This window comes from Trichocoleus sp. FACHB-262, from assembly GCF_014696035.1.
Taxonomy (GTDB): domain Bacteria; phylum Cyanobacteriota; class Cyanobacteriia; order FACHB-46; family FACHB-46; genus Trichocoleus.
The window spans coordinates 200,816-220,657 of record NZ_JACJPK010000090.1 but is presented as its reverse complement, the minus strand read 5'-3'; the positions used below and the strand labels follow the sequence as shown (position 1 = coordinate 220,657).

Here is a 19,842-nt window from a genome sequence, read left to right as displayed (position 1 = left end):
ATTAGCAAAGTGGGGCAACTCACTTTAGCGAGTGGCAAAGGCTCCAGCCATTCGTTTAACTCAACAACAGCTAGCCTCTATTTCTCTTGATCATTCCCAACATAATGTCTATCTGAAAGCGCAACTCAGCTTTTGTGAGGCAATCTGGGACCGAGTTTTGAGATTGAGCTTTGAGATGCGGGGTTGGGTAGGGAATGCTGGAGTCGGTGTAGCGTTAAAGTTACAGACTTGAGATGAGACAGTTTTGCAGGCAAGATTCAGTGGAGCAAGACATTGGGCGGTATGGTGAATATTTCTGAAGCTTCGGCGATCGCACTCCAACATTTTCAGGCCAAGCGGTGGTCTGAAGCTGAGCAAATCTATCGGCAAATTTTGCAGCAGCAACCCAACCAAGTTGAGGACCAAGTTGAGGCTCTGTCTCAGTTAGGGCTGATTGCCCAACAGCAGGGGCAGATTCAAGCAGCAACTCAGTACTGGCATCAAGCAGCAACTCAATATTGCCAGCTGGCTCTGGCCTGCTTCAACCGCCGCCAACTTGACCAAGCGATCACTTACTACCAGCAAGCGCTAGCCCTGCAACCTACCGCCTCCGACATTCATACCAACTTAGGTAATGTTTACCAAGATTTGGGCCAAGCGGAAGCCGCGATCGCCTCTTACCAGAAAGCTCTAACTCTCAAGCCCGATTCGGCTGAGGCCCACAACAACCTCGGCAATATGTACAAACGCCAAGGTCAGTTGGCAGAAGCCAGCACCCACTACCAGCAAGCAGTAGTGCTACGTCCTGACTTGGCCGAAACCTACAACAACTTGGGCAACGTGCTCAAAGACCAAGGACGGATGACGGAGGCGATCGCCGCTTATCGTCAGGCGATCGCGATGAAACCCGGTTTGATGGAAGCGAAAAGTAATTTGCTGTTCTCGCTGCACTATGACAGCAGCCACGACCCGGAGACAATTTTTACTGAGCACAAACGCTGGGCCGAACAGTATGCCGAGCCGCTTACTCAAGCCGCGACGCCACACTTAAATGATCGGACTCGCGATCGCCGTTTGCGGATTGGTTATGTCTCCCCAGACTTCAATGCCCATCCTGTAGGGTTTTTCATCGGCTCTGTGCTGGCAACTCATGACCACGCTAATTATGAGGTGTTCTGCTACGCTAATCTGCTGGCCGATGATGGCTTGACCGAACAATTTCGCCGCTTTGCTGACGGCTGGCGCGACATCATTAGCCTTAGCGATGAGCATGTAGCTCAGTTGGTCCGCCAAGACCAGATTGATATTTTGGTGGATTTAGCAGGACATACAGCTGGCAACCGCATCTTGGTGTTCGCTCATAAACCTGCACCGATCCAAGTGACTTATTTGGGTTATCCCAACACCACAGGCTTGGCAGCGATCGATTACCGCCTCACCGATACTTGGGCCGATCCAGTAGGAGTGGCTGATACTCGCCACACCGAGAAATTAGTAAGGCTACCCCGTGGCTTTCTCTGCTACCAAGCAGCACAAAACGCCCCAACTGTAGAAGCATTGCCCGCGCTGACGAAGGGATACGTCACCTTTGGCTCCTTTAATAACTTGGCCAAGGTGACACCAGAAGTGATTGCGACTTGGGCCAATATCCTCAAGGCTGTACCCCAATCTCAGATGGTTTTGAAATACAAAGCTTTGACTGATGCGGCTACTCGTCAGCGCTTTCATGATTTGTTCGCTCAACATGGTGTGACTAGCGATCGCGTCCACCTCCTAGGGCACGTCTCCTCTTTTGCCGAGCACTTGGCCCTTTATCACCAAATCGACATTGGCCTCGACAGCTTCCCCTACAACGGCACTACAACTACCTGCGAAGCTTTATGGATGGGGATTCCGGTGATTACTCTGGCTGGCAAAAGTCATGCGGCTAGGGTGGGGATGAGCTTGTTAGCCAATCTAGGGCTGACCGATTTGATTGCTGTGTCTTCAGGCGAGTATGTAGCCCTAGCCAAACGTTTAGCAGAAGACCGCGATCGCTTACGCTTTCTCCGATCCAATTTGCGCTATCTGATGTCGCGATCGCCTCTGACAAATGGGCGCGGTTTTACTCAAACCCTCGAAAGCCTGTATCGGCAAATGTGGCATCGCTGGTGTGACGCGCCAAGCAAGCCGTAGTTTCCTTTCAGAACCATTTTTACAGACAGCTTATGGACGCTTGAATCTTTGTCAAAGATTTTATTTGCTCGGTAAAAATACGGTTGTAGCTCAGGCTGATTCTTTCGATAAATGAGTGAAGTTGATTGTACAGCCATACCCCTGCCTCTTTATGACTGCAAATTCTGGATCACCCTCAGAACCCCCCAAAGGACAAGGATTTAAAGTAACCCTAACTCAGGGCATTATTGGTGCTGTCTCGCTGGCTGGTACGACTGCCATTCCCCTGCTAGTCAATCGGTATCTAGCTCCTCCAACTGCCGCAGAAAGCCCCGCTCCAGCCGCTCAAGTATCGCCTGCGCCAGCTACAACTCAGGCATCGCCTTTAGCGGTTCCCGCTGCGGCTCCTGGTCAGGTAGTTCCAGGACAGACAGTCCAAACGCAAACCGGAAGCGTCATGCAACTGCCAGTAGAGCCCGTAGAAGGCAAAAACGGCAAAAAGAAAAAGCACGACTAGGCTCAAGCAACTCAAGCCGCAAATTGCTACAAGGCTTCTGTCAAAGGGTGCATCACAACTAGTTTGCAGAAAATTTGAGCGTTGGAGGTGGGTGTCAAAACTCACCTCTTCGTGTTTTTAAGGCACCTTCGGGATGAGTACCTGTTGACCTCACTGCCCCAAATAAGCCTCCAATACTTCCGAGTTGGTTTGGACTTCACTAGGACTGCCCACTGCCAAATTGCGGCCTTCTGCCAAAACCCAAACGCGATCGCACAGCGACATGATCACGTCCATGTTGTGCTCAATAATCAGAAATGTCAGCCCTTCCCGATTCCAGGTGGTGATGTGTTCGCAAATTTGGTTGATCAGGGTGGGGTTCACACCAGCCGCAGGTTCGTCTAGCAAGATTAGTTTGGGCTGCACCATCAGGGCACGCGCCATCTCTAGCAACTTGCGCTGACCGCCAGAAAGCGCTCCTGCATACTCATGGGTCATATGCGTCAAGCCCACCGACTCTAAAATGGCGTAAGCTCGCTCTTTTAACTGCTTTTCTTCCTTGGCCACCTGGCGAAACTGCAAGCAAGCGCTCCAGAAATTTTCTCCCGTCTGATGTTGAGCCGCCAGCAGCATATTTTCCAACACCGACAGCCGGGACAACACCCGCGCTACCTGGAAAGTACGAACCATGCCTTGCTGAGCAATTTGGTGGGGTTGTAGTTGTTGGATCGGTTCACCATCAAAAATCACCCGCCCTTGATCGGGGCGAATAAAGTTAGACAGCAAGTTAAACAACGTTGTTTTACCCGCACCATTGGGGCCAATTAGTCCAGTGATACTACCCTGAGCCACCTCGATCGCGGCATTGTCCACGGCTTTGATGCCGCCAAAGCTCTTGGAGAGGCCACTTGCTGCTAAAAGGGGAACCTGAAGTGAGGGTCTACGGTCTTCCACCTCGGTCAAAATTTCTTCTAAGCCTTGCTGCGGCACTGCTTCCGGCAAAACATCGGGAGACTTGGGATCATCGACCAAGGGTTAATTCCTCCTTCTTACCTAGAATGCCTTGGGGTCGCCACATCATAACGACAATCAAGATCAAGCCAATGATCATGACGCGGAATGCGCCTAATCTCGCATCGTCTAGCGGCACAATGTCTTTCAGGACAAACCGCGTCAAGGTGTTGTAAGCCCAGAAAATTGTCCCACCCAGCAAGGTACCGACGTTATTCCCAGCGCCACCCAAAACCACAATCGTCCAAGCTTGAAATGTGATTAGGGGAATGAAGCCGTCGGGGTTAATGAAGGTAAGTTGCCAAGCATAAAAAGCTCCGGCAATTCCAGCGATCGCGCCGCCTAGCATTAGCGATTGCAACTTGTACCAAAACACATTTTTACCTAGCGCTTTGGCGACTTCCTCATCTTCTCGAATCGCCTTCAACACTCGGCCCCAAGGCGATCGCACCAGCCACTCTAACAAGCTAAACAAAATCGCCAGCACCACCACCAGCAACAACATCAGCCCTGCCTTATAGGAGTAGTTATAGAGGGCGTTCGCGCCAATACTATACATCCACAAGCCTAAGATCGAGCACAAGGAGACGCTAAATAAAGCCAAACCTGCGGCCCATTCTGACAAGCGAGCCACTAGGGTTTTAGCGATCGCGATGTAAACCCAGCCTACCCCGACCAAAGCGATCAACAGGCCCAAGCCTAACAGCTCTGGCGAAAGGGTACGGCTTAGTTTGAGCTGTTGCATCACAACTCCGACTCCTCCTAGGAGCAAGACGAGTGAGCCCGTATAGCCACCCCAAACCAACGCATTTCTAATCGCGGCGGGACGAGACACTGTCTTGAGGCGTTGCTGCACCCACTGCCAAAGCTTCCAGTAGGCCAAACCCACCACCACCGTCAGCAGGGCAATCATGCCGCCTCTAGTGAAAGCATTGGGGTTGAATTTGTCCAGCGGTAGGGGATAGCCATACACACCCCGCGCTCCTCGCGTCAGCCACTCTTCATTCAGGGCTACGAGTCGCACCACTTCAGACACGCCAATTGTCACGATCGCCAAATAGTCTTCTCGTAAGCGGAGGGTAGAAAAGCCAATCAACAAGCCTAGCAAGGCAGCCAAAGCCGCACCAGCTAAGACCGCAATGGGTAGGGGTATCCCAGTTAGCGTCAGTAAAACGGTGGTATAAGCTCCGACCGTCATAAAGGCAACATGGCCAAAGTTGATCAGACCTGTAAAACCCCACTGCAAATTCAAGCCCAAGCCAAAGAGAGCATAGGTTGCAGTGAAAATAATTAACTGGACAATGTAGCCTTCCATGCCAAAGTTGACAGCAGCAATAGGGGAACAGAAATCGTGGAATCGGTGGAGTCTGAGTCGAGCGATCGCCCTAAGCGCCCTAATAAAGTTACAGCGATCAGGGGGAAGCTGGGCAATCGGATTGTACCGCAGTCCGAGAGCAGACAAGTATCAAGGGCAACTTACACCTCCTGATCCTTCAACCACTTCTCATACAAATCGGGGCGGCGATCGCGAGTGCGTTGAATTTGCTGTTCTTGTCGCCAGCGATCGATTTCAGCATGGTTTCCAGAGCGCAAAACGGCTGGCACTTCCCACTCGCGAAACACGGCGGGTCGAGTGTAGTGCGGATAATCTAGCAGCCCTGCTTCAAAGCTTTCTGCCTTAAGGGATTCCTCTTTACCCACCGTTCCAGGCAGCAAACGCACCGTCCCATTCAGCAGCGTCAGCGCCGGAATCTCACCACAGGTCAGCACAAAATCCCCTAATGACACCTCACGAGTCACGAGGTGCAAGACTCGCTCATCCACTCCTTCGTAATGGCCACAAATCACCACCAGTTGGTCATAATTCGTTCCCAACTCCTGAAACATTGCCTGATTCATCGTTTGACCTTGGGGCGTCATTAAGATCACCTCTCGCCTCGGTAAAACAGGCAGGGACTCCACCGCCGCAAAAATTGGCTCTGGCTTCATCAACATGCCGACCCCACCCCCGTAGGGTTCATCATCCACACGTCGATGCTTGTCAGTCGCAAAATCACGTGGATTTGTGAGATGCACCGTAGCAATTTCTTTCGCTAAAGCCTTGCCCAACAAGCCCGAACTCAGCGGTGACGTAAAGAAGTCAGGAAACAAAGTAACAATGTCGAATCTCACAAAACCCTAACTTTTGAGAATGCAAATCTTGCCGAGACTGCTGACTATACCCTGAAACTGGCGCATACTTCTGATCGAGAGAGGTATTTGGCGATCGCTAGTGGTTAGTTCTTATGCCACCTTAAGAGCCGTCAGAAGAAATTAGGCAGTGATTTCTGAATTTCTTAAATTATGTTTAAATAATCTGACATTATGCCTATATTAGTTAAGCTCCAGGGTTAAAACTGCATGGCACTGGATGAACAGAAGCGGCATCCCTATTTCAATCAATCGGTTACTGGAGCGTCTGGTTCATTTTATGTCCAGGAGTAGCGTCGTGCCGCAGCTAGAATCTCAAACCCTCAAACAACAGATGCCTCAGTCCACGAAAACCGCTGTGATGATTATTGGGGGAGCGGAAGATAAAGTCCACGGCAAGGAAATCTTGACTTCCTTTTTTCATCGGTCGGGCGGCACAGATGCTCGGATTGCCATCATTCCCTGCGCCTCGCGAGAACCCGCCACGATTGGCGAACGGTACCGCACCATTTTTGAAGACATGGGTGCTAAGGCGATTGAAGTCCTAGATATCCGCGAACGAGAGCAGTGTGAGGACTCTCTCTGGCGTGCTTTTCTGGAAAGCTGTACAGGCGTGTTCATGACTGGGGGCGATCAGTTGCGGCTCTGTGCGCTGTTGGCGGACACAGAATTGATGGCAGAAGTGCGGCGACGGGCCGTGAAAGGTGAGATCACGCTGGCAGGCACGAGTGCTGGGGCAGCGGTCATGGGGCATCACATGATTGCCGGCGGTGGTAGTGGTGAGCATCCCAATCGCTCGCTCGTAGACATGGCTACTGGGTTAGCCATCATCCCAGAAATTATCGTGGATCAGCATTTCCATAATCGCAATCGCATGGCACGACTGATGAGTGCGATCGCGGCTTACCCGGATAAGCTGGGCATCGGCATCGACGAGGATACTTGTGCCCTATTTGAGGGTGATGGCTTGCTACACGTCCTGGGCAAAGGCTCTGTTACCGTCATTGACCCTGTGGATCTGAACTATACTAACCAACCCGATGCAGATGCGACAGAGCCACTGAGTATTCATAACTTGCGGGTGCATATCCTCAGCTATGGCGATCGCTACCAGCTCTACCAACGTCGGATCATGTCTCGCGAACCATAAAATCAGATTCCTACGAACCTCTGGCTTAATGCTGATTTTGAAAAGCATTCAGCCTAAATTTGTCATACCCGAAGGTAGTCTCGGCTCCCCATCAGTTACCTTAGTATTGACTTCATGCTAGCCAGCAACTCTCAAACTTTTTTAACTAAAACTGCTCAATATGAACAGTTTTGCAGGTTCTTAAAGCTTGAAACTGCAAAGAACAGCTATCAGGTCAAGAGCTAAGCTTTGACTGGTTTTGCTATGTCGATTGTTTTTTGTATTGGTATGCTGATTTTATTGGGTAAATACCAGCCACCCTGGTAATACAGCGGCAGTTCCTCGATCCTCTACCTCAAAAAGAGCCAAGTAGTTCAGGCGATCGCTGCTACGCTGTTTTTTAAGTTTGACTCTAAATCTGCTGAACTTTGATTTGTTCTGATTTGTTGTAATTCATACTGGCAGAGATTGTAGTTTATCGAGCGCCAAACTGTTCTTGGTAAACAATTTGAGGTTTATTGAAGCGAGAAACTGGGTAGTTGCTTCTTTAAAGTCACCGCAACTCGTTATTGCATCTGCGTCCTCCCCACCCCCGAACACCCTCGGATAGCGTTATGAAAATACTCAAGATCCAGACATTACGCGGCCCTAACTACTGGAGCATTCGTCGTCATAAGCTGGTCGTGATGCGTTTAGATTTGGAGGATTTGGCAGAAAAGCCTTCCCACCAAATTCCTGGGTTTTATGAGGGGTTAGTGACAGCGTTGCCCAGCTTAGACGATCACTTCTGCTCGCCAGGATGCCGGGGGGGATTCCTGAGCCGAGTCCGCGAAGGCACCATGATGGGGCATATCGTGGAGCATGTGGCTCTGGAGCTACAAGTGCTATCGGGTATGGAAGTTGGTTTTGGCCGCACCCGGGAAACGGCTACCTCTGGCACTTACCAAGTGGTGATCGAGTACTTAGATGAGCAGGCAGGTCGTTATGCCGCTAGAGCAGCAGTGCGCCTGTGCCAAAGCATTGTAGAAACGGGGAGCTATCCTAAAGCTGAGCTAGAACAAGACTTGCAAGACTTGCGAGCTTACTGGGCCGATGCTTCGTTGGGTCCCAGCACCGAGTCTTTGGTGCGCGAAGCAGAAGCGAGAGGCATTCCTTGGTTGCCAATTCCGGCTCGCTCCATGATTCAACTGGGGTATGGAGCGCATCAAAAACGGATTCAGGCAACCTTAAGCAATCACACTGGCATTTTAGGCGTAGAGCTGGCTTGCGATAAGGAAAGTACCAAGCAAATTCTCCACGAATCCGGTGTACCTGTGCCACGGGGTATTGTAATTAATTACATGGACGAGCTAGAAGAAGCCGTAGAGCAAGTCGGTGGCTTTCCGATTGTCATCAAGCCGCTCAATGGCAATCATGGCCGTGGCATTACGCTCAACATCGACTCCTGGAAGATGGCCGAAGAAGCCTACGACGCCGCCAAAGAGGTGTCGCGATCGCTGATCGTGGAGCGGTACTACACAGGGCGCGACCATCGTGTATTGGTGGTAAACGGTAAACTCGTGGCCGTAGCTGAGCGAGTTCCCGCCCATGTGGTGGGTGATGGCCGCTCCACCATCGAACAATTGATTGAGTGGACCAATCAAGACCCCCAACGGGGCGAAGGTCATGACAATGTTCTGACCAAGATCACGGTCGATCGCACGAGCTGGAAGCTGCTAGATCAGCAAGGCTATACCCTGCAAACCGTACTACCTCTGGGAGAAGTTTGCTATCTGCGGGCCACCGCCAACCTCAGTACCGGAGGGATCGCGATCGATCGCACCGATGATGTCCACCCAGAAAACATTTGGCTGGCCCAACGAGTCGCCAAAATCATCAACCTTGATATTGCTGGTATCGACATTGTTACCTCCGACATTTCGCGACCGCTGCGCGAAACCGGCGGTGTGATTGTTGAAGTCAACGCTGCTCCTGGCTTCCGGATGCACGTTGCGCCCAGCCAAGGCATTCCCCGGAATGTGGCAGAGTCGGTGATTAATATGCTGTTTTCGCCTGGGGCTGCTAGCCGCATTCCCATCATTGCGGTTACGGGCACCAACGGCAAAACTACCACGACCCGTTTGATTGCTCATATCTTTAAGCAAACCCAGCGCGTTGTGGGCTACACCACCACTGATGGCATCTATATTGATGATTATTTGGTGGAAAAGGGAGATACTACTGGGCCTCAAAGCGCCCAATTGATTCTGCGAGATCCCACTGTGGAAGTAGCAGTTCTAGAGTCCGCGCGTGGCGGTATCTTGCGCTCTGGCTTGGGCTTCGATGCCTGTGATATTGGCGTGGTGCTCAATGTCGCGGCTGACCACATGGGGCTAGGAGACATTAACACGCTAGACGATATGGCGCGGGTGAAAAGCGTGGTGGCAGAATCTGCCATGCCCAACGGCTACGCGGTGCTGAATGCTGATGATCCTCTCGTTGCAGGCATGGCTCGTAATGTCACAGCCCAAGTAGCTTACTTTGCCATGAATCCTGACAACGAAATTGTCCGGGCTCATGCTCAGCAAGGAGGTCTAGGCGCCATCTATGAAAATGGCTATCTATCGATTCTTAAGGGTGACTGGACGCTCCGCATCGAGCAAGCCATCCATGTGCCGCTGACAATGGGGGGACGTGCGCCCTTCATGATTGCTAATGCTCTCGCTGCGAGTTTAGCGGCGTTTGCCCATGGGGTCAGGATCGAAGACATTCGTGCTGCCTTAATGAGCTTCCAAGCTTCAGCTGACCAAACACCAGGACGAATGAATTTGTTTGACCTCGGTCACTACCATGCCTTGGTGGACTATGCCCACAATCCTGCCAGTTACGAAGCACTAGGAGGCTTTGTGAAGAATTGGACGGGAGAGCGGATTGGTGTAGTTGGAGGACCAGGCGATCGCCGCAACGAGGATTTTGTCACTCTGGGTAGACTGGCCGCGGATATGTTCAATCGCGTGATCGTCAAGGAAGACGACGATACTAGAGGGCGAGCCAGAGGCGAAGCGGCGGAGTGGATTTGCCGAGGGCTGGAAGCAGCCAACCAAAGATGCCCTCACGAAATCATTCTGGATGAAACCAAAGCCATCAACTCTGCCCTCGATCGAGCTACACCAGGGAGCTTGGTTGTCATTCTGCCAGAGAGCGTGACTCGTGCCATTCAGTTGATTGAGGCCCGAAATCCGGTCGGCCATACCACAGCCACGCAAACGGCAGAGCAGAATGGAGCCAGTACGTTGACCAATGGTCAAACTGTAAACGTCGCTTCAGTTGAGGTAAGCCAGTCTAACTCAGGCACAGCTCAAACAGAGTCTCAGTCTGCCTACACTTTTTAGAGTTTCAGTTTCCCCGGAGAGAGGTTAAACACATCTAGACAGTTGTCTATGAGCTGTCTAGATGTGTTTGTTTTTGCTCTAAAAATTAGGGTCTGGCTCGGGCTGGTTATTCTTGATCTAAATCTGTAACATCATTCTCAGCATCAGGTTTTTGGACTTCTTCCTTAAACCCCCGCAGCGTTTTGCCTAGGGCGCTCCCTAGCTCAGGAATTTTCTTGGGACCAAAAATCACAATTGCCGCGATCGCAATAATCGCTACTTCCGGCCATCCTAGACCAAACATAGCCCTCTCCCTCTCCTGTCAACCATGCTTCACTCATTAACTATAGACGGGAGGAACGTCCGGTTTTGCAGAACTCGCCGATTTAGATGGATTAGGATTTGGTAAGCGGAATCTTGAGCCAAGTACTGAGTTCATAAGCTAACCAATCCAATTCTGCCGCTGTGAGAGATTGCGGCCCGCCTAGTTCATATTGCTGAGAGCCGACCGCGATCGCCAGCCTGGGTGCATCACCAGATTTTGTATAGGTCACGCTGCGAATTTCTTGCCTGCGCCCCACTTGAGGCCGCCCTTTGGAAAGCCCCAACCGCTTTTGAGCTAGTGAGATTTCTTGGGCATCGATCCGCAAGCGAGTTTGGCCTAATAAGGCTGGCATAATGATTTCCAAAGCATTAGCATCTTTGCTCAGCGCTACTTTGCTATCAGTGGGTTTAGCTACCACTGCCGCTGCTGCATTTCGGGTTTGGTCTTGTTCGAGGGCTTGTAAAGCACCCTGAGCCGAGGTGAGCCGCCGCTCTAAGCTAGATTCAGTCATCCAACTAAGCCAATCGGCAAAGGCCGGGCTCAAATCAGCCACTTGACCAAAATCAATTCGGGAACCACGCCGAGGCAAGCTAGAAGGGTGAGTGCCTGTGACCAAAGTGATTAAGGTTGCCCCCAAACTGTAAAGATCAGATGCCGCGATCGCCCTGCCACTGAACTGTTCTGGCGGCATATAGCCATAGGTGCCGACCACTGTAAAGTTGGTATTCTCCTCCGGCGTTGCAGCCCTGACTGAGCCAAAATCTACTAAATAGACTTGAATCGGGCGATCGCCAGAGGTATCGGTGAGCAAAATATTTTTCGGCTTGATGTCTCGGTGGATTACGGGGGGTTGCTGACCGTGGAGGTAAACCAAAATTTCTAGCAGTGCTTTGGCAACTTGCTTTGCTTGTGCTTCAGTCAAGGTTTTGCCGCCTTGGAGCAAGGTTTCCAAAGATTTCCCATGCACATAGGTTTGGATTAAAGCAAAGCCTTTACCATTGCGGAGGTTCAGCTCAAAGGAATTAAGGTATTGCGGAATCGCCGGATGGGACAGGTTCTTGAGCGTGTCGGCTTCGCGCTCAAATAACTTCAAATCGTCCCATTCAGTTTCATTGTCAAAGGACAGCAACTTGATCACCACAAACCCCTGAGTTTGCAAGTCACGAGCGAGGAGAGTTCGCCGTCCTGAGTTCTTGCCCAGTTGCTTTTGGATCTCGTAGCGATCGCCTAAAACTGGATTTGGCATTTTCTTCCGCCGTTATTGCCCTTAGAAATTCTTATAGCTTTGAATTCGTGCCCAAAGCAAGCTGATATTCTGAACCTACAACAGCATTCTTTAACAACTTCCAGTTTTTACCATGTCAGCGACCTCAACCCCCTCTCTCCGCGAACAACAACATCCTTTAATCCGTCAACTCGCAGACGCGATCGAGTCTGTTTGGCACCGCCATTTGGATTTATCTCCTTATCCTTTCCCGGCTGAGTTGGGGTATGTCGAAGGGCGACTAGAAGGGGAAAAACTGGTGATTGAAAATCGCTGCTACCAAACTCCTCAATTCCGGAAGTTGCACTTAGAATTGGCACGAGTTGGGAGCAATCTTGATATTTTGCATTGCGTCATGTTTCCTCGCACCAATTACGCTCTGCCCATGTTCGGCACCGACCTGGTAGGGGGTCGAGGACAGATTAGTGCCGCGATCGCAGATTTATCCCCCCTCAACGCCGACCGAACTCTCTCGGAGGCATATCGCACCGCCTTGTCAGCCCTACCCAATCCTGAGTTTTCCCAAGCTCGGGCTTTGCCAGACTGGGGAGATATTTTCTCGGATTTTTGTCTGTTTATTCGCCCTGGCAGCGCTGAAGAAGAACAACAATTTCTCAGCCGAGTCGAAGGTTTTTTAACAGTTCACTGCCAACAGGCGATCGCGGCTATTGCGGTGACTTCAGAGCAAGAAACCGAAATTCTCCAGGCTCAACGTTACTACTGCACCAAACAGCAACAAAACGACAAAACCCGCCGCGTCCTTGAAAAAGCTTTTGGCGTAGATTGGGCAGACTATTACATGACCACTGTCTTGTTTGACTGCGCCTAAGCAACTCTGGCAACCTCCGAGAGCGCTTGGCGAAACACAGCAATAAGCGTGGGTTGCGATCGCTAAAAGGAGATGCCATCGTGCTACAGGGCAATCAGCCTACCGCCTGGCAATTTGATGCCAGGGACGCCTATGTACCTATCACCTATGAGGGAGCCGTAGTTGGGCTTTGCAAGCCTGATTATGCGGCTCAGATTGCCGCAGCCATGAACCAAGACCGCAAGTTGCGCCAAGCGTTGTATTTGGCCTGCTATGACTTGGTTAGCCGCTCCGGGGGGCACAACAGCCAGATTGACGGCTTGGTGCAGAAGTACTTAAATAAAACCGAGCCACCTAAGCAAGGAACAGCACTCATTGCGACCCTCCTCAAGCATCGCCAAGCTGAACTTGATTTGAACGATGATGAGTTCGCTCGCTTTTGTGACTCTTATCGGCTCTCCTACGGAGAACTGAAGAATATTTGGGTCGGCAAAGACATAGAACAACGCCAACTTGGACCTTTGGCGCGGATTCTCGGCCAATCAATTGATGAAGTGATTGAAGCTTGGAAAGGCCCAGATGAAGATGATTGATGACTTTGCTATCAATCTCTTACGTTATTGCAAGGCACATCATGCTTTGCAGGATGAAAAGCGTCTAGTTAACTTGTAGCTGACGAATCAATATATTTTGAAATCCTTAAAGTCACCTATCAAAGATGACTTTAAGGATTTATGGATTCTGGTATAGCAAATATAAAACCCACCTATATGCAGCAATTAAAAAATATTAGCTGGGTTAGCTGATTAAGCTTGATCGATGGTCAAGATGGTGGGGCTTCTAGAGCGCGATCGCCACTGCTATGACTTTCTAGGACTTTTAGCGATGCGCTAAAGTGCGGTTAGTTCGGAAGGTAACGTTCGTGCCGTCAGTCGTTTGCTCTAGCACCAGCATTGGTGTAGGCTTCGCTTTCTGATCCCAATGAATTTGAGCAATGCGACCCTGAATGGTAGGTTGCCAGGTGTCGTTCTCCTCATGGGCAGGGCTGAGGTAGGTTTCTAAGCAGTCAATAATTTGGCTAATTGTGACCGAGGTGGGCTGAGTCGGCAGTTTCGTCAGCTTGATTTGAATCCGGAACAATACCCGCTTCGTGCCCTTTGGTAGGTCGCCCGGTTCGTATTCCACATCAAATACTTCATCTACAGCCCGACCTGCACTGGCAATTCCTACAGCACCCTGCTGGGCTTGGCTGGGTCGCAGAGCTAGCGAGATTTTTTCTTTAACTTTAATTTTAATTTGATTGACGATGGCAAAGTGGAAGACCTCTTCCGCCATCCGCATGCGCAGGTAGTCTAGATTAAATTCTCTGGAGTGAATTAGGTCGGGGTTCTTTTCCATCTTGCCGATGGTTTCCAGAGCCATCTTCAGTTTCTTCTGCATCTCCTTATTCTTCAAGTCGGCAAATCGCACCTGCTTTTGCAACTTACTCGCTTGCAAGTGAGAATAAACTCCTAACCCAACCAATAGGAGAAACAACCCGCCAGTGGTCATCATCCACGGCTGCATAGCACTGTCATCGGGCTGCACAGGCTGAGGGGGAGGCACAGCCACTTTGGTTTTAACGGTTTTGACAGGTTTCGCAGTCTTGACAGGAGCTTGAGCCAACCAAGGTTCTATGAGAAAAAGAGGGGTTGACATAGTAAATCCAGGCCCAACGGTGACTTCTATTTTCAGAGTGCCCCGAAGCGGGGCTGTTGCATCACAAGCCGCAGCGAAAATACAGGTATCTAAAAATACTAGCGGAGCCAACGGGCTCGGTAGCTGCGAGCATCAATGTGGCTGAGATAAGGGAAGCTAGCGTATCGGCCTAGCCCCCCTGGCCACCAGGAATCTAGGAACCAATAGAGCTGATCGCCTGTAAGCCCGTCGCAATAAAAGTCGATCGCGTCCCCAACAATATGGCGGCTGTTAGACACACCACCGACTCTAGCATTGATTTCTGGGGGGCGGTACCAACTAGTGACCTGGAAAGGACGACCAATCCGCTCCCGGGCTTGTTGCGCTAGACGAGCAATACGGACAATCGCATCGACTGTGGTTTGGTCAGGGGGCATGCGAGTGCCGCCGTGAGTGGCCTCAGCCCAGCTAAAAGTCCCATTGGGAATGATGGAGGCATAGAGCTGAATATTGCCAGGAGTCCAGCGGGCAGGACGCTTGGGCAAGATCAACGGTTTCGGTTTGGGGGGGGCTTCTGGGGCATCTCGACGTGCTTGCTGCATTCGCCTCACGTCTTCAAACAGCGATCGAATGGTTTGGTCACGAGTAGTCAACCCTCGCCAAAGCTGCACCAGACGAATTAATGCTTCTCGTTGCTCTTCAGTTTCTTGATACTCACCGGGAATCCGCTCAATAAATTCGAGCAGTTCGCGATCAAGCTGAGTCGCTGCGTCGGTGAGAGCAGTTTTATTGGTAGTGCTAGCAGACAATGTGTTTGGGTTAATGCCTAACGCAGCCAGAGCCGTGGTGCGGGAATCAAGACCCCGCCACAGCCGAAAAGCTTCTGTTAGAGCATTTCGTTGCTCTCCTTTACCTTGGTAGTACTGTGGTAAGCGCTGGGCAAAAGCAACTAGAGCAGGATCAACGATCTTTAATCCTGGCTCCGGGGAGGTGTCTTTTTCTAGAGAGGCGATCGCTGCTTCCCGAGAATCCAGTTGTCGCCATAGTTGGGTCAGGCGAACTAAAGCTTCGCGTTGATGAGGGTAGCCTGAATAGTTACGAGAAATGCTTTGCATAAACTGAATCAGCGCTTTGTCTAGGTAAGACTCGTCTACGGATTCAGGGTCAGCATCAACGGGCGTTTTCAGGTTGAGAGAGGCGATCGCAGCCTCACGGGAATCGAGTTTGCGCCAAATCCGCAGAGCTTCTAGAAAAGCATCTCTTTGGTAAGGCAAGCTTCTGTAATAACTAGGTAGGCGATCGACCAAAGTCAGTAGTGCACTGTCTAAGTAAGCCAGGTTTTGTGGCAACCCTTCGGCTTTGAAGTCAATGGCTAAATCGTCCAGGTAAGCTTGCAGCAGAGCTTGAGGGTTTGAGGATTCTAGGCGGGCGGAGGCTTCGTTATTGGCTGGCGGTGTATAACCTGCTGCTACCGCTTGAATAAATCTGTTACCGTAGCGTCCTGCTTCGTTAATCCATAGGTCAGTGGCTTTCCAGCCTTGGGCGACTAAGCTGTCGGTGATGCTGCGAATTGTGTTAGCGGCATATTGCACTTGAGCCGCAAAAGTATTGACTTGCCCGAGGGGAATCCGGCTGGCAGGTGCAATCCCTAGCCCAGTTTCGCCATCTTCCAGCGTTGGCTTACCTTGAACCTGATAAAGTGCTGCCAGGATGGGTTTATGAATTCCAGCTCGTTCTGCCTCTAATAAGTAAAGGTAGTTACGCTGGTCTGGTGTCAGTTTTGCCATAAGCTACAGCACTTAATTGACCTAATCATTACAGTTACTAACCAAGATGCCTTTAACGCTACTGTCTCAGGCTTTAGTCGCTAATTCCCTTAAGAATGTTTGCCTAGTGGCCACCGACATGGACAGCACACTGACGCAGAATGGCAAATTTACGCCCACCTTACTACAAGCTTTGGAGCAGTTAGCTGCGGCGGAAATCCAAGTTTTGATTGTCACCGGGCGATCGGCAGGTTGGGTGGGTGGCTTGGTCAACTATTTGCCCACTTGGGGAGCGATCGCGGAAAACGGCGGTATGTTTTACGCTAGCCAAACTGAGACTCCAATCGCGTTGGTGACGATTCCTGATTTAGCCTTGCATCGCCAAAAGCTGGCCCAAACTTTTCAGCGCCTACAAGCCGATTTTCCGCAACTACAAGAATCTGCCGACAATCGTTTTCGCGTCACAGATTGGACATTTGATATTCAGAGGCTGAGCTTACCGGACATTCAAGCCATTAATGCCTACTGCCAAGATCAAGGCTGGGGCTTCACCTACAGCAATGTCCAAGGCCACATCAAGCCAATTGAGCAGGACAAAGCGACTGGGTTACGCCAAGTTCTAGGTCAGTACTTTCCTGAGCACACGGCTCAGCAGGTCGTCACAGTGGGCGATAGCCCTAATGATGAAAGCTTGTTTGATGCCGATCAATTTCCCCTATCCGTGGGGGTCGCTAATGTTAAACACTATGCGGATCAACTAGTGCATCAACCGACTTACATCACACCAGAACCAGAAGGTAAAGGATTTTGTCAGCTCGCTGATTGGCTATGTGGGCATTAAAAATTTTTAATTAGAGCTTCTAGGTTGAGAAGGCTCATCACTAGAGCTAGTACCCTCCTCAGAGGCAATAGGCATTACTAAGACTTTATCGACGCGGTTTCCATCCATATCCATCACCTCAAAGCGTAGCCCTTGCCAGTCAAAGTGATCTGCAGCGGTGGGGATGTGGCCTAGATGCATGACTACAAAACCACCTAGCGTATGATAATTACCTTTTTCTTCTCCAGGAATTTTATTAATTTCAAGAATGTCTTTGAACTCATCCACTGATAGCATTCCGTCTAGCAGCCAAGAGCCATCCTCACGCTGGACGGCGTAGGGCTCCTCTAAGTCCTCAACTGAAGGAATGTCACCGACGATCGCCTCTAGGATGTCATTGAGGGTCACGAGTCCTTGAATCACTCCATACTCATCCACGACAAACGCGATATGAGTACTGGATTTCTTGAACAACTCTAGAACTGAAAGGGCGCGAGTACTCTCTGGAATAAACAGCGGTTGCCGCAAATTAGTAGCTAAATCGATTGGTTCTCCAACTAGACTCCGTACTAGCAAGTCATTGACATGCAAGACCCCCAAGACGCTATCGATACCACCCTGACACACCGGAAACCGGGAATGCACTCCTTCCGTGATTTTCTGACGGTTTTCTTCTGAGGAGTCTTCTAGGTCAAGCCAGACAATATCGGGGCGGGGTGTCATCAAGCCATTGGCGCGGCGATCGCCCAAGCGGAACACCCGCTCCACCATGTCTTGCTCAACTTCTTCAAAGGTGCCCGCTTCAGTTCCTTGTTGCAGTAAGACTTTGATTTCCTCTTCAGTCACCATTGGCTCGTCGGAGGGTCGAATGCTGAGCAATCGCATCACCATATCTGTCGAGGCGCTCAGGAGATGGACCACTGGCGCGGCGAACATTGCCAACATCCGCATGGGGCCAGCCACGGAGGAAGCCACTCTTTCTGGGTTGTTTAGCGCCAGTTGCTTAGGCACCAGTTCCCCGATAATCAGGGTTAAGTAGGTGACGATGACAATTGCTATACCCGAGGCGATCGCCTCTCGGTATGGAGCTAAGGCGGGGATCAAGGCGAAGAGCGGCCCAATTCTTTTAGCCAGCGTGGATTCCCCCACAGCACCAGACAGAATGACAATCAGCGTGATCCCAATCTGGACGGTTGCTAAGAATTGGTTTGGAGCACTTGCTAGGTCGAGGGCTGTGCGAGCTTTGGCATTCCCCTCATTGGCCATCTGCTGGAGTCGCACTTTGCGCACCGAAACAATCGCCATCTCCGAGAGCACGAAGACTCCGTTGGCAAAGGTCAGCAAGATAAGGATGAGGAAATCAAAAAGAAAAGAGGACATTCCTGAGTTGCCTGTGATTGTGGCGAATCGCGCCTAATGTCTTAAGTATCTTAATATTCAGAATCAAAGGTTCTAAACATTCCAAGACTCTAAGGTGCAGTTTTTGCCCAAGCTTAACAAGTATCAGCCAACACGATTGAAGCAAATATTGTTGCGATCGCCTCACCTCTCAACCATACAAGCAGATGCCGCCTAGCTTAGCTGCTTTGGCTTAGTCTTCTACAACTACCGTCCATAATTAAAGCCTCCGACTCCCTTCTGATGGGGAGCGGAGGCAGTTGTTTCTAGCGTTGTGGCACGTTAACTAAGTATCTCAGGGAATCAGATTAAACTCTACATTCCAGAGATGGGTTGCTTAGGACTGGTAGCGCTTCTTGGTTTCTTCGTCAGTAGTCAGGGAATCAATGGAGCGATCGGTGATCAACTTGGGATTTGTTGCAGGCGGAGGTGTGATTACAGGTGTGGTGTTCACATCAAGCAGAGGATCTACACCTATTAGAGGGTCTCTGTAGAGATCTCGGTTAACCGATGTGGATGAAGTTGGGCTAGTCGAGGGTTGGCTACCTAAGACGGGCTTGGCTTTATCTGCAATCGCATCTTTAGCCTTATCTGCGGTGCCTTTAACAGAATCCTTTACAGAGTCAGCCATGCCACGCACGTTTACGTCGTCAACTTTGCTCTTGACAGAGTCGGTGATTCCGCGAACATTCGCTTCATCGACCTTGCTCTTGACAGAGTTGCTAACGCCACGCACGTCAGCTTCTTCGATCTTGTGCTGTACGGAGTCAGTCACGCCACGCACATTTGCTTCATCGATTTTGCTCTTGACAGAGTTGCTAACCCCACGCACATCAGCTTCTTCGATTTTGTGCTGTACGGAATCAGTCACGCCACGCACGTTGGCTTCATCGATTTTTTGTTTGACGGAAGCACTCACACCCTGAACGTCAGCTTCCTCAATTTTGTGCTGCACAGAGTCAGTTACACCGCGAACATTCGCTTCGCTGATTTTTTGCTTTACAGAGTCCGTGATGCCATGAACATCAGCTTCCTCAATTTTCTGTTTGGCAGAATTAACAGCACCCTTTAGGTCAGTCTCGTTGACTTTTTCTTTGACGGTTTCAACTACACCTTCCACTTGGTGAGTCACGCCATCAACGGCGTCCTTCATGGTGTGGACTGCACTGTCGAGCTTTTGGTCAATGCCTTCTGCGGCCTGGTTACCAATTGCTGCACCTGCGATCGCGCCACCTACAGCACCGACGGCTGCACCTAGGCGTCCACCGACCATTTTACCAATTGTGGCTCCAGCAATACCACCACTAGCCGCGCCAATAGCTTCGGCAACGATGTGATTAGTCGCTTGACCTTTGTCAGAAGCAGACTCTTGGGGCTGAATCTCAGCGGTCGTCTCTACGATTTCCACGTCGATCGGCGCTAGATTGTCGTCATTACTCATGAATGGTGAGTTGTTGATACTAGTCATAAAAAAC

General features: G+C 50.6%; 17 protein-coding genes. 8 read left to right on the top strand and 9 right to left on the bottom strand.

Annotated elements, in window-relative coordinates; genetic code table 11:
- Positions 1-31 precede the first annotated feature (31 nt).
- From H6F68_RS21470 to H6F68_RS21460, 3 genes are all read left to right on the top strand, one after another.
- Positions 32-232 carry a hypothetical protein gene (locus H6F68_RS21470; RefSeq protein ID WP_190562110.1) on the top strand — a complete coding sequence of 67 codons (201 nt, stop codon included), beginning with the start codon at positions 32-34 and terminating at the stop codon, positions 230-232.
- Between the two features lie 50 nt (positions 233-282).
- Positions 283-2,154 (top strand): tetratricopeptide repeat protein, encoded by a 1,872-nt coding sequence (locus tag H6F68_RS21465; RefSeq protein ID WP_190562108.1) that lies wholly within the window; start codon positions 283-285, stop codon positions 2,152-2,154.
- A gap of 151 nt (positions 2,155-2,305) precedes the next feature.
- Positions 2,306-2,650, top strand: coding sequence for a hypothetical protein (locus H6F68_RS21460; RefSeq protein WP_190562107.1), 345 nt, complete (start codon positions 2,306-2,308; stop codon positions 2,648-2,650).
- Positions 2,651-2,800: 150 nt separating this feature from the next.
- On the opposite strand, the gene H6F68_RS21455 is transcribed toward H6F68_RS21460, so the two are convergent.
- The 3 genes from H6F68_RS21455 to trmD all read right to left on the bottom strand — a co-directional run bounded on the left by H6F68_RS21455 (position 2,801) and on the right by trmD (position 5,812).
- Positions 2,801-3,661 (bottom strand): ABC transporter ATP-binding protein, encoded by an 861-nt coding sequence (locus H6F68_RS21455; protein WP_399314786.1) that lies wholly within the window; start codon positions 3,659-3,661, stop codon positions 2,801-2,803.
- Entirely contained in the window at positions 3,651-4,955 is a 1,305-nt protein-coding gene (locus H6F68_RS21450) for a branched-chain amino acid ABC transporter permease (protein WP_190562190.1), read from the bottom strand. The genes H6F68_RS21455 and H6F68_RS21450 overlap by 11 nt, the downstream gene beginning before the upstream one ends.
- 161 nt (positions 4,956-5,116) lie before the next feature.
- Entirely contained in the window at positions 5,117-5,812 is a 696-nt protein-coding gene (gene trmD / locus H6F68_RS21445; protein WP_190440914.1) for a tRNA (guanosine(37)-N1)-methyltransferase TrmD, read from the bottom strand.
- A 298-nt stretch (positions 5,813-6,110) separates the two neighbouring features.
- On the opposite strand from trmD, the gene H6F68_RS21440 reads away from it, so the two are divergent.
- Together H6F68_RS21440 and cphA are read left to right on the top strand one after the other, a co-directional pair.
- A complete protein-coding gene (locus tag H6F68_RS21440; protein WP_370527551.1) occupies positions 6,111-6,980 on the top strand; it encodes a cyanophycinase in 870 nt (289 codons plus the stop codon).
- Positions 6,981-7,573: 593 nt separating this feature from the next.
- On the top strand, positions 7,574-10,330 hold the full coding sequence (gene cphA, locus H6F68_RS21435) for a cyanophycin synthetase (protein WP_190562105.1): 2,757 nt from the start codon (positions 7,574-7,576) through the stop codon (positions 10,328-10,330).
- 106 nt (positions 10,331-10,436) lie between these two features.
- Here cphA and tatA read toward each other — a convergent pair whose 3' ends face one another.
- Positions 10,437-10,613, bottom strand: coding sequence for a twin-arginine translocase TatA/TatE family subunit (tatA, locus tag H6F68_RS21430; protein WP_190440918.1), 177 nt, complete (start codon positions 10,611-10,613; stop codon positions 10,437-10,439).
- Positions 10,614-10,704: 91 nt separating this feature from the next.
- A complete protein-coding gene (locus H6F68_RS21425; protein ID WP_190440921.1) occupies positions 10,705-11,880 on the bottom strand; it encodes a serine/threonine-protein kinase in 1,176 nt (391 codons plus the stop codon).
- A 112-nt stretch (positions 11,881-11,992) separates the two neighbouring features.
- Here H6F68_RS21425 and H6F68_RS21420 point away from each other — a divergent pair, with 112 nt between their 5' ends.
- Together H6F68_RS21420 and H6F68_RS21415 are read left to right on the top strand one after the other, a co-directional pair.
- Positions 11,993-12,727 carry a phycocyanobilin:ferredoxin oxidoreductase gene (locus H6F68_RS21420; protein ID WP_190440925.1) on the top strand — a complete coding sequence of 245 codons (735 nt, stop codon included), beginning with the start codon at positions 11,993-11,995 and terminating at the stop codon, positions 12,725-12,727.
- A 26-nt stretch (positions 12,728-12,753) separates the two neighbouring features.
- Positions 12,754-13,299: a hypothetical protein gene (locus H6F68_RS21415; protein WP_199295960.1), complete on the top strand. Its 546-nt coding sequence runs from the start codon at positions 12,754-12,756 to the stop codon at positions 13,297-13,299.
- 286 nt (positions 13,300-13,585) lie between these two features.
- Here H6F68_RS21415 and H6F68_RS21410 read toward each other — a convergent pair whose 3' ends face one another.
- Both H6F68_RS21410 and H6F68_RS21405 read right to left on the bottom strand, forming a co-directional pair.
- The gene (locus H6F68_RS21410; protein WP_190553379.1) at positions 13,586-14,404 is read right to left on the bottom strand and encodes a hypothetical protein; all 819 of its coding nucleotides are present in this window, start codon (positions 14,402-14,404) and stop codon (positions 13,586-13,588) included.
- Between the two features lie 98 nt (positions 14,405-14,502).
- Positions 14,503-16,170 carry a D-Ala-D-Ala carboxypeptidase family metallohydrolase gene (locus tag H6F68_RS21405; RefSeq protein ID WP_190562103.1) on the bottom strand — a complete coding sequence of 556 codons (1,668 nt, stop codon included), beginning with the start codon at positions 16,168-16,170 and terminating at the stop codon, positions 14,503-14,505.
- A 46-nt stretch (positions 16,171-16,216) separates the two neighbouring features.
- On the opposite strand from H6F68_RS21405, the gene H6F68_RS21400 reads away from it, so the two are divergent.
- A complete protein-coding gene (locus H6F68_RS21400; protein ID WP_190562101.1) occupies positions 16,217-16,990 on the top strand; it encodes an HAD family hydrolase in 774 nt (257 codons plus the stop codon).
- Positions 16,991-16,996: 6 nt separating this feature from the next.
- Here the strand turns inward: H6F68_RS21400 and H6F68_RS21395 are convergent, their stop codons facing one another.
- Positions 16,997-18,349, bottom strand: a complete 1,353-nt coding sequence (locus H6F68_RS21395) for a hemolysin family protein (RefSeq protein WP_190562099.1) — start codon at positions 18,347-18,349, stop codon at positions 16,997-16,999.
- Between the two features lie 355 nt (positions 18,350-18,704).
- Positions 18,705-19,835 (bottom strand): glycine zipper domain-containing protein, encoded by a 1,131-nt coding sequence (locus tag H6F68_RS21390; protein WP_242065595.1) that lies wholly within the window; start codon positions 19,833-19,835, stop codon positions 18,705-18,707.
- Between the last annotated feature and the right edge of the window lie 7 nt (positions 19,836-19,842).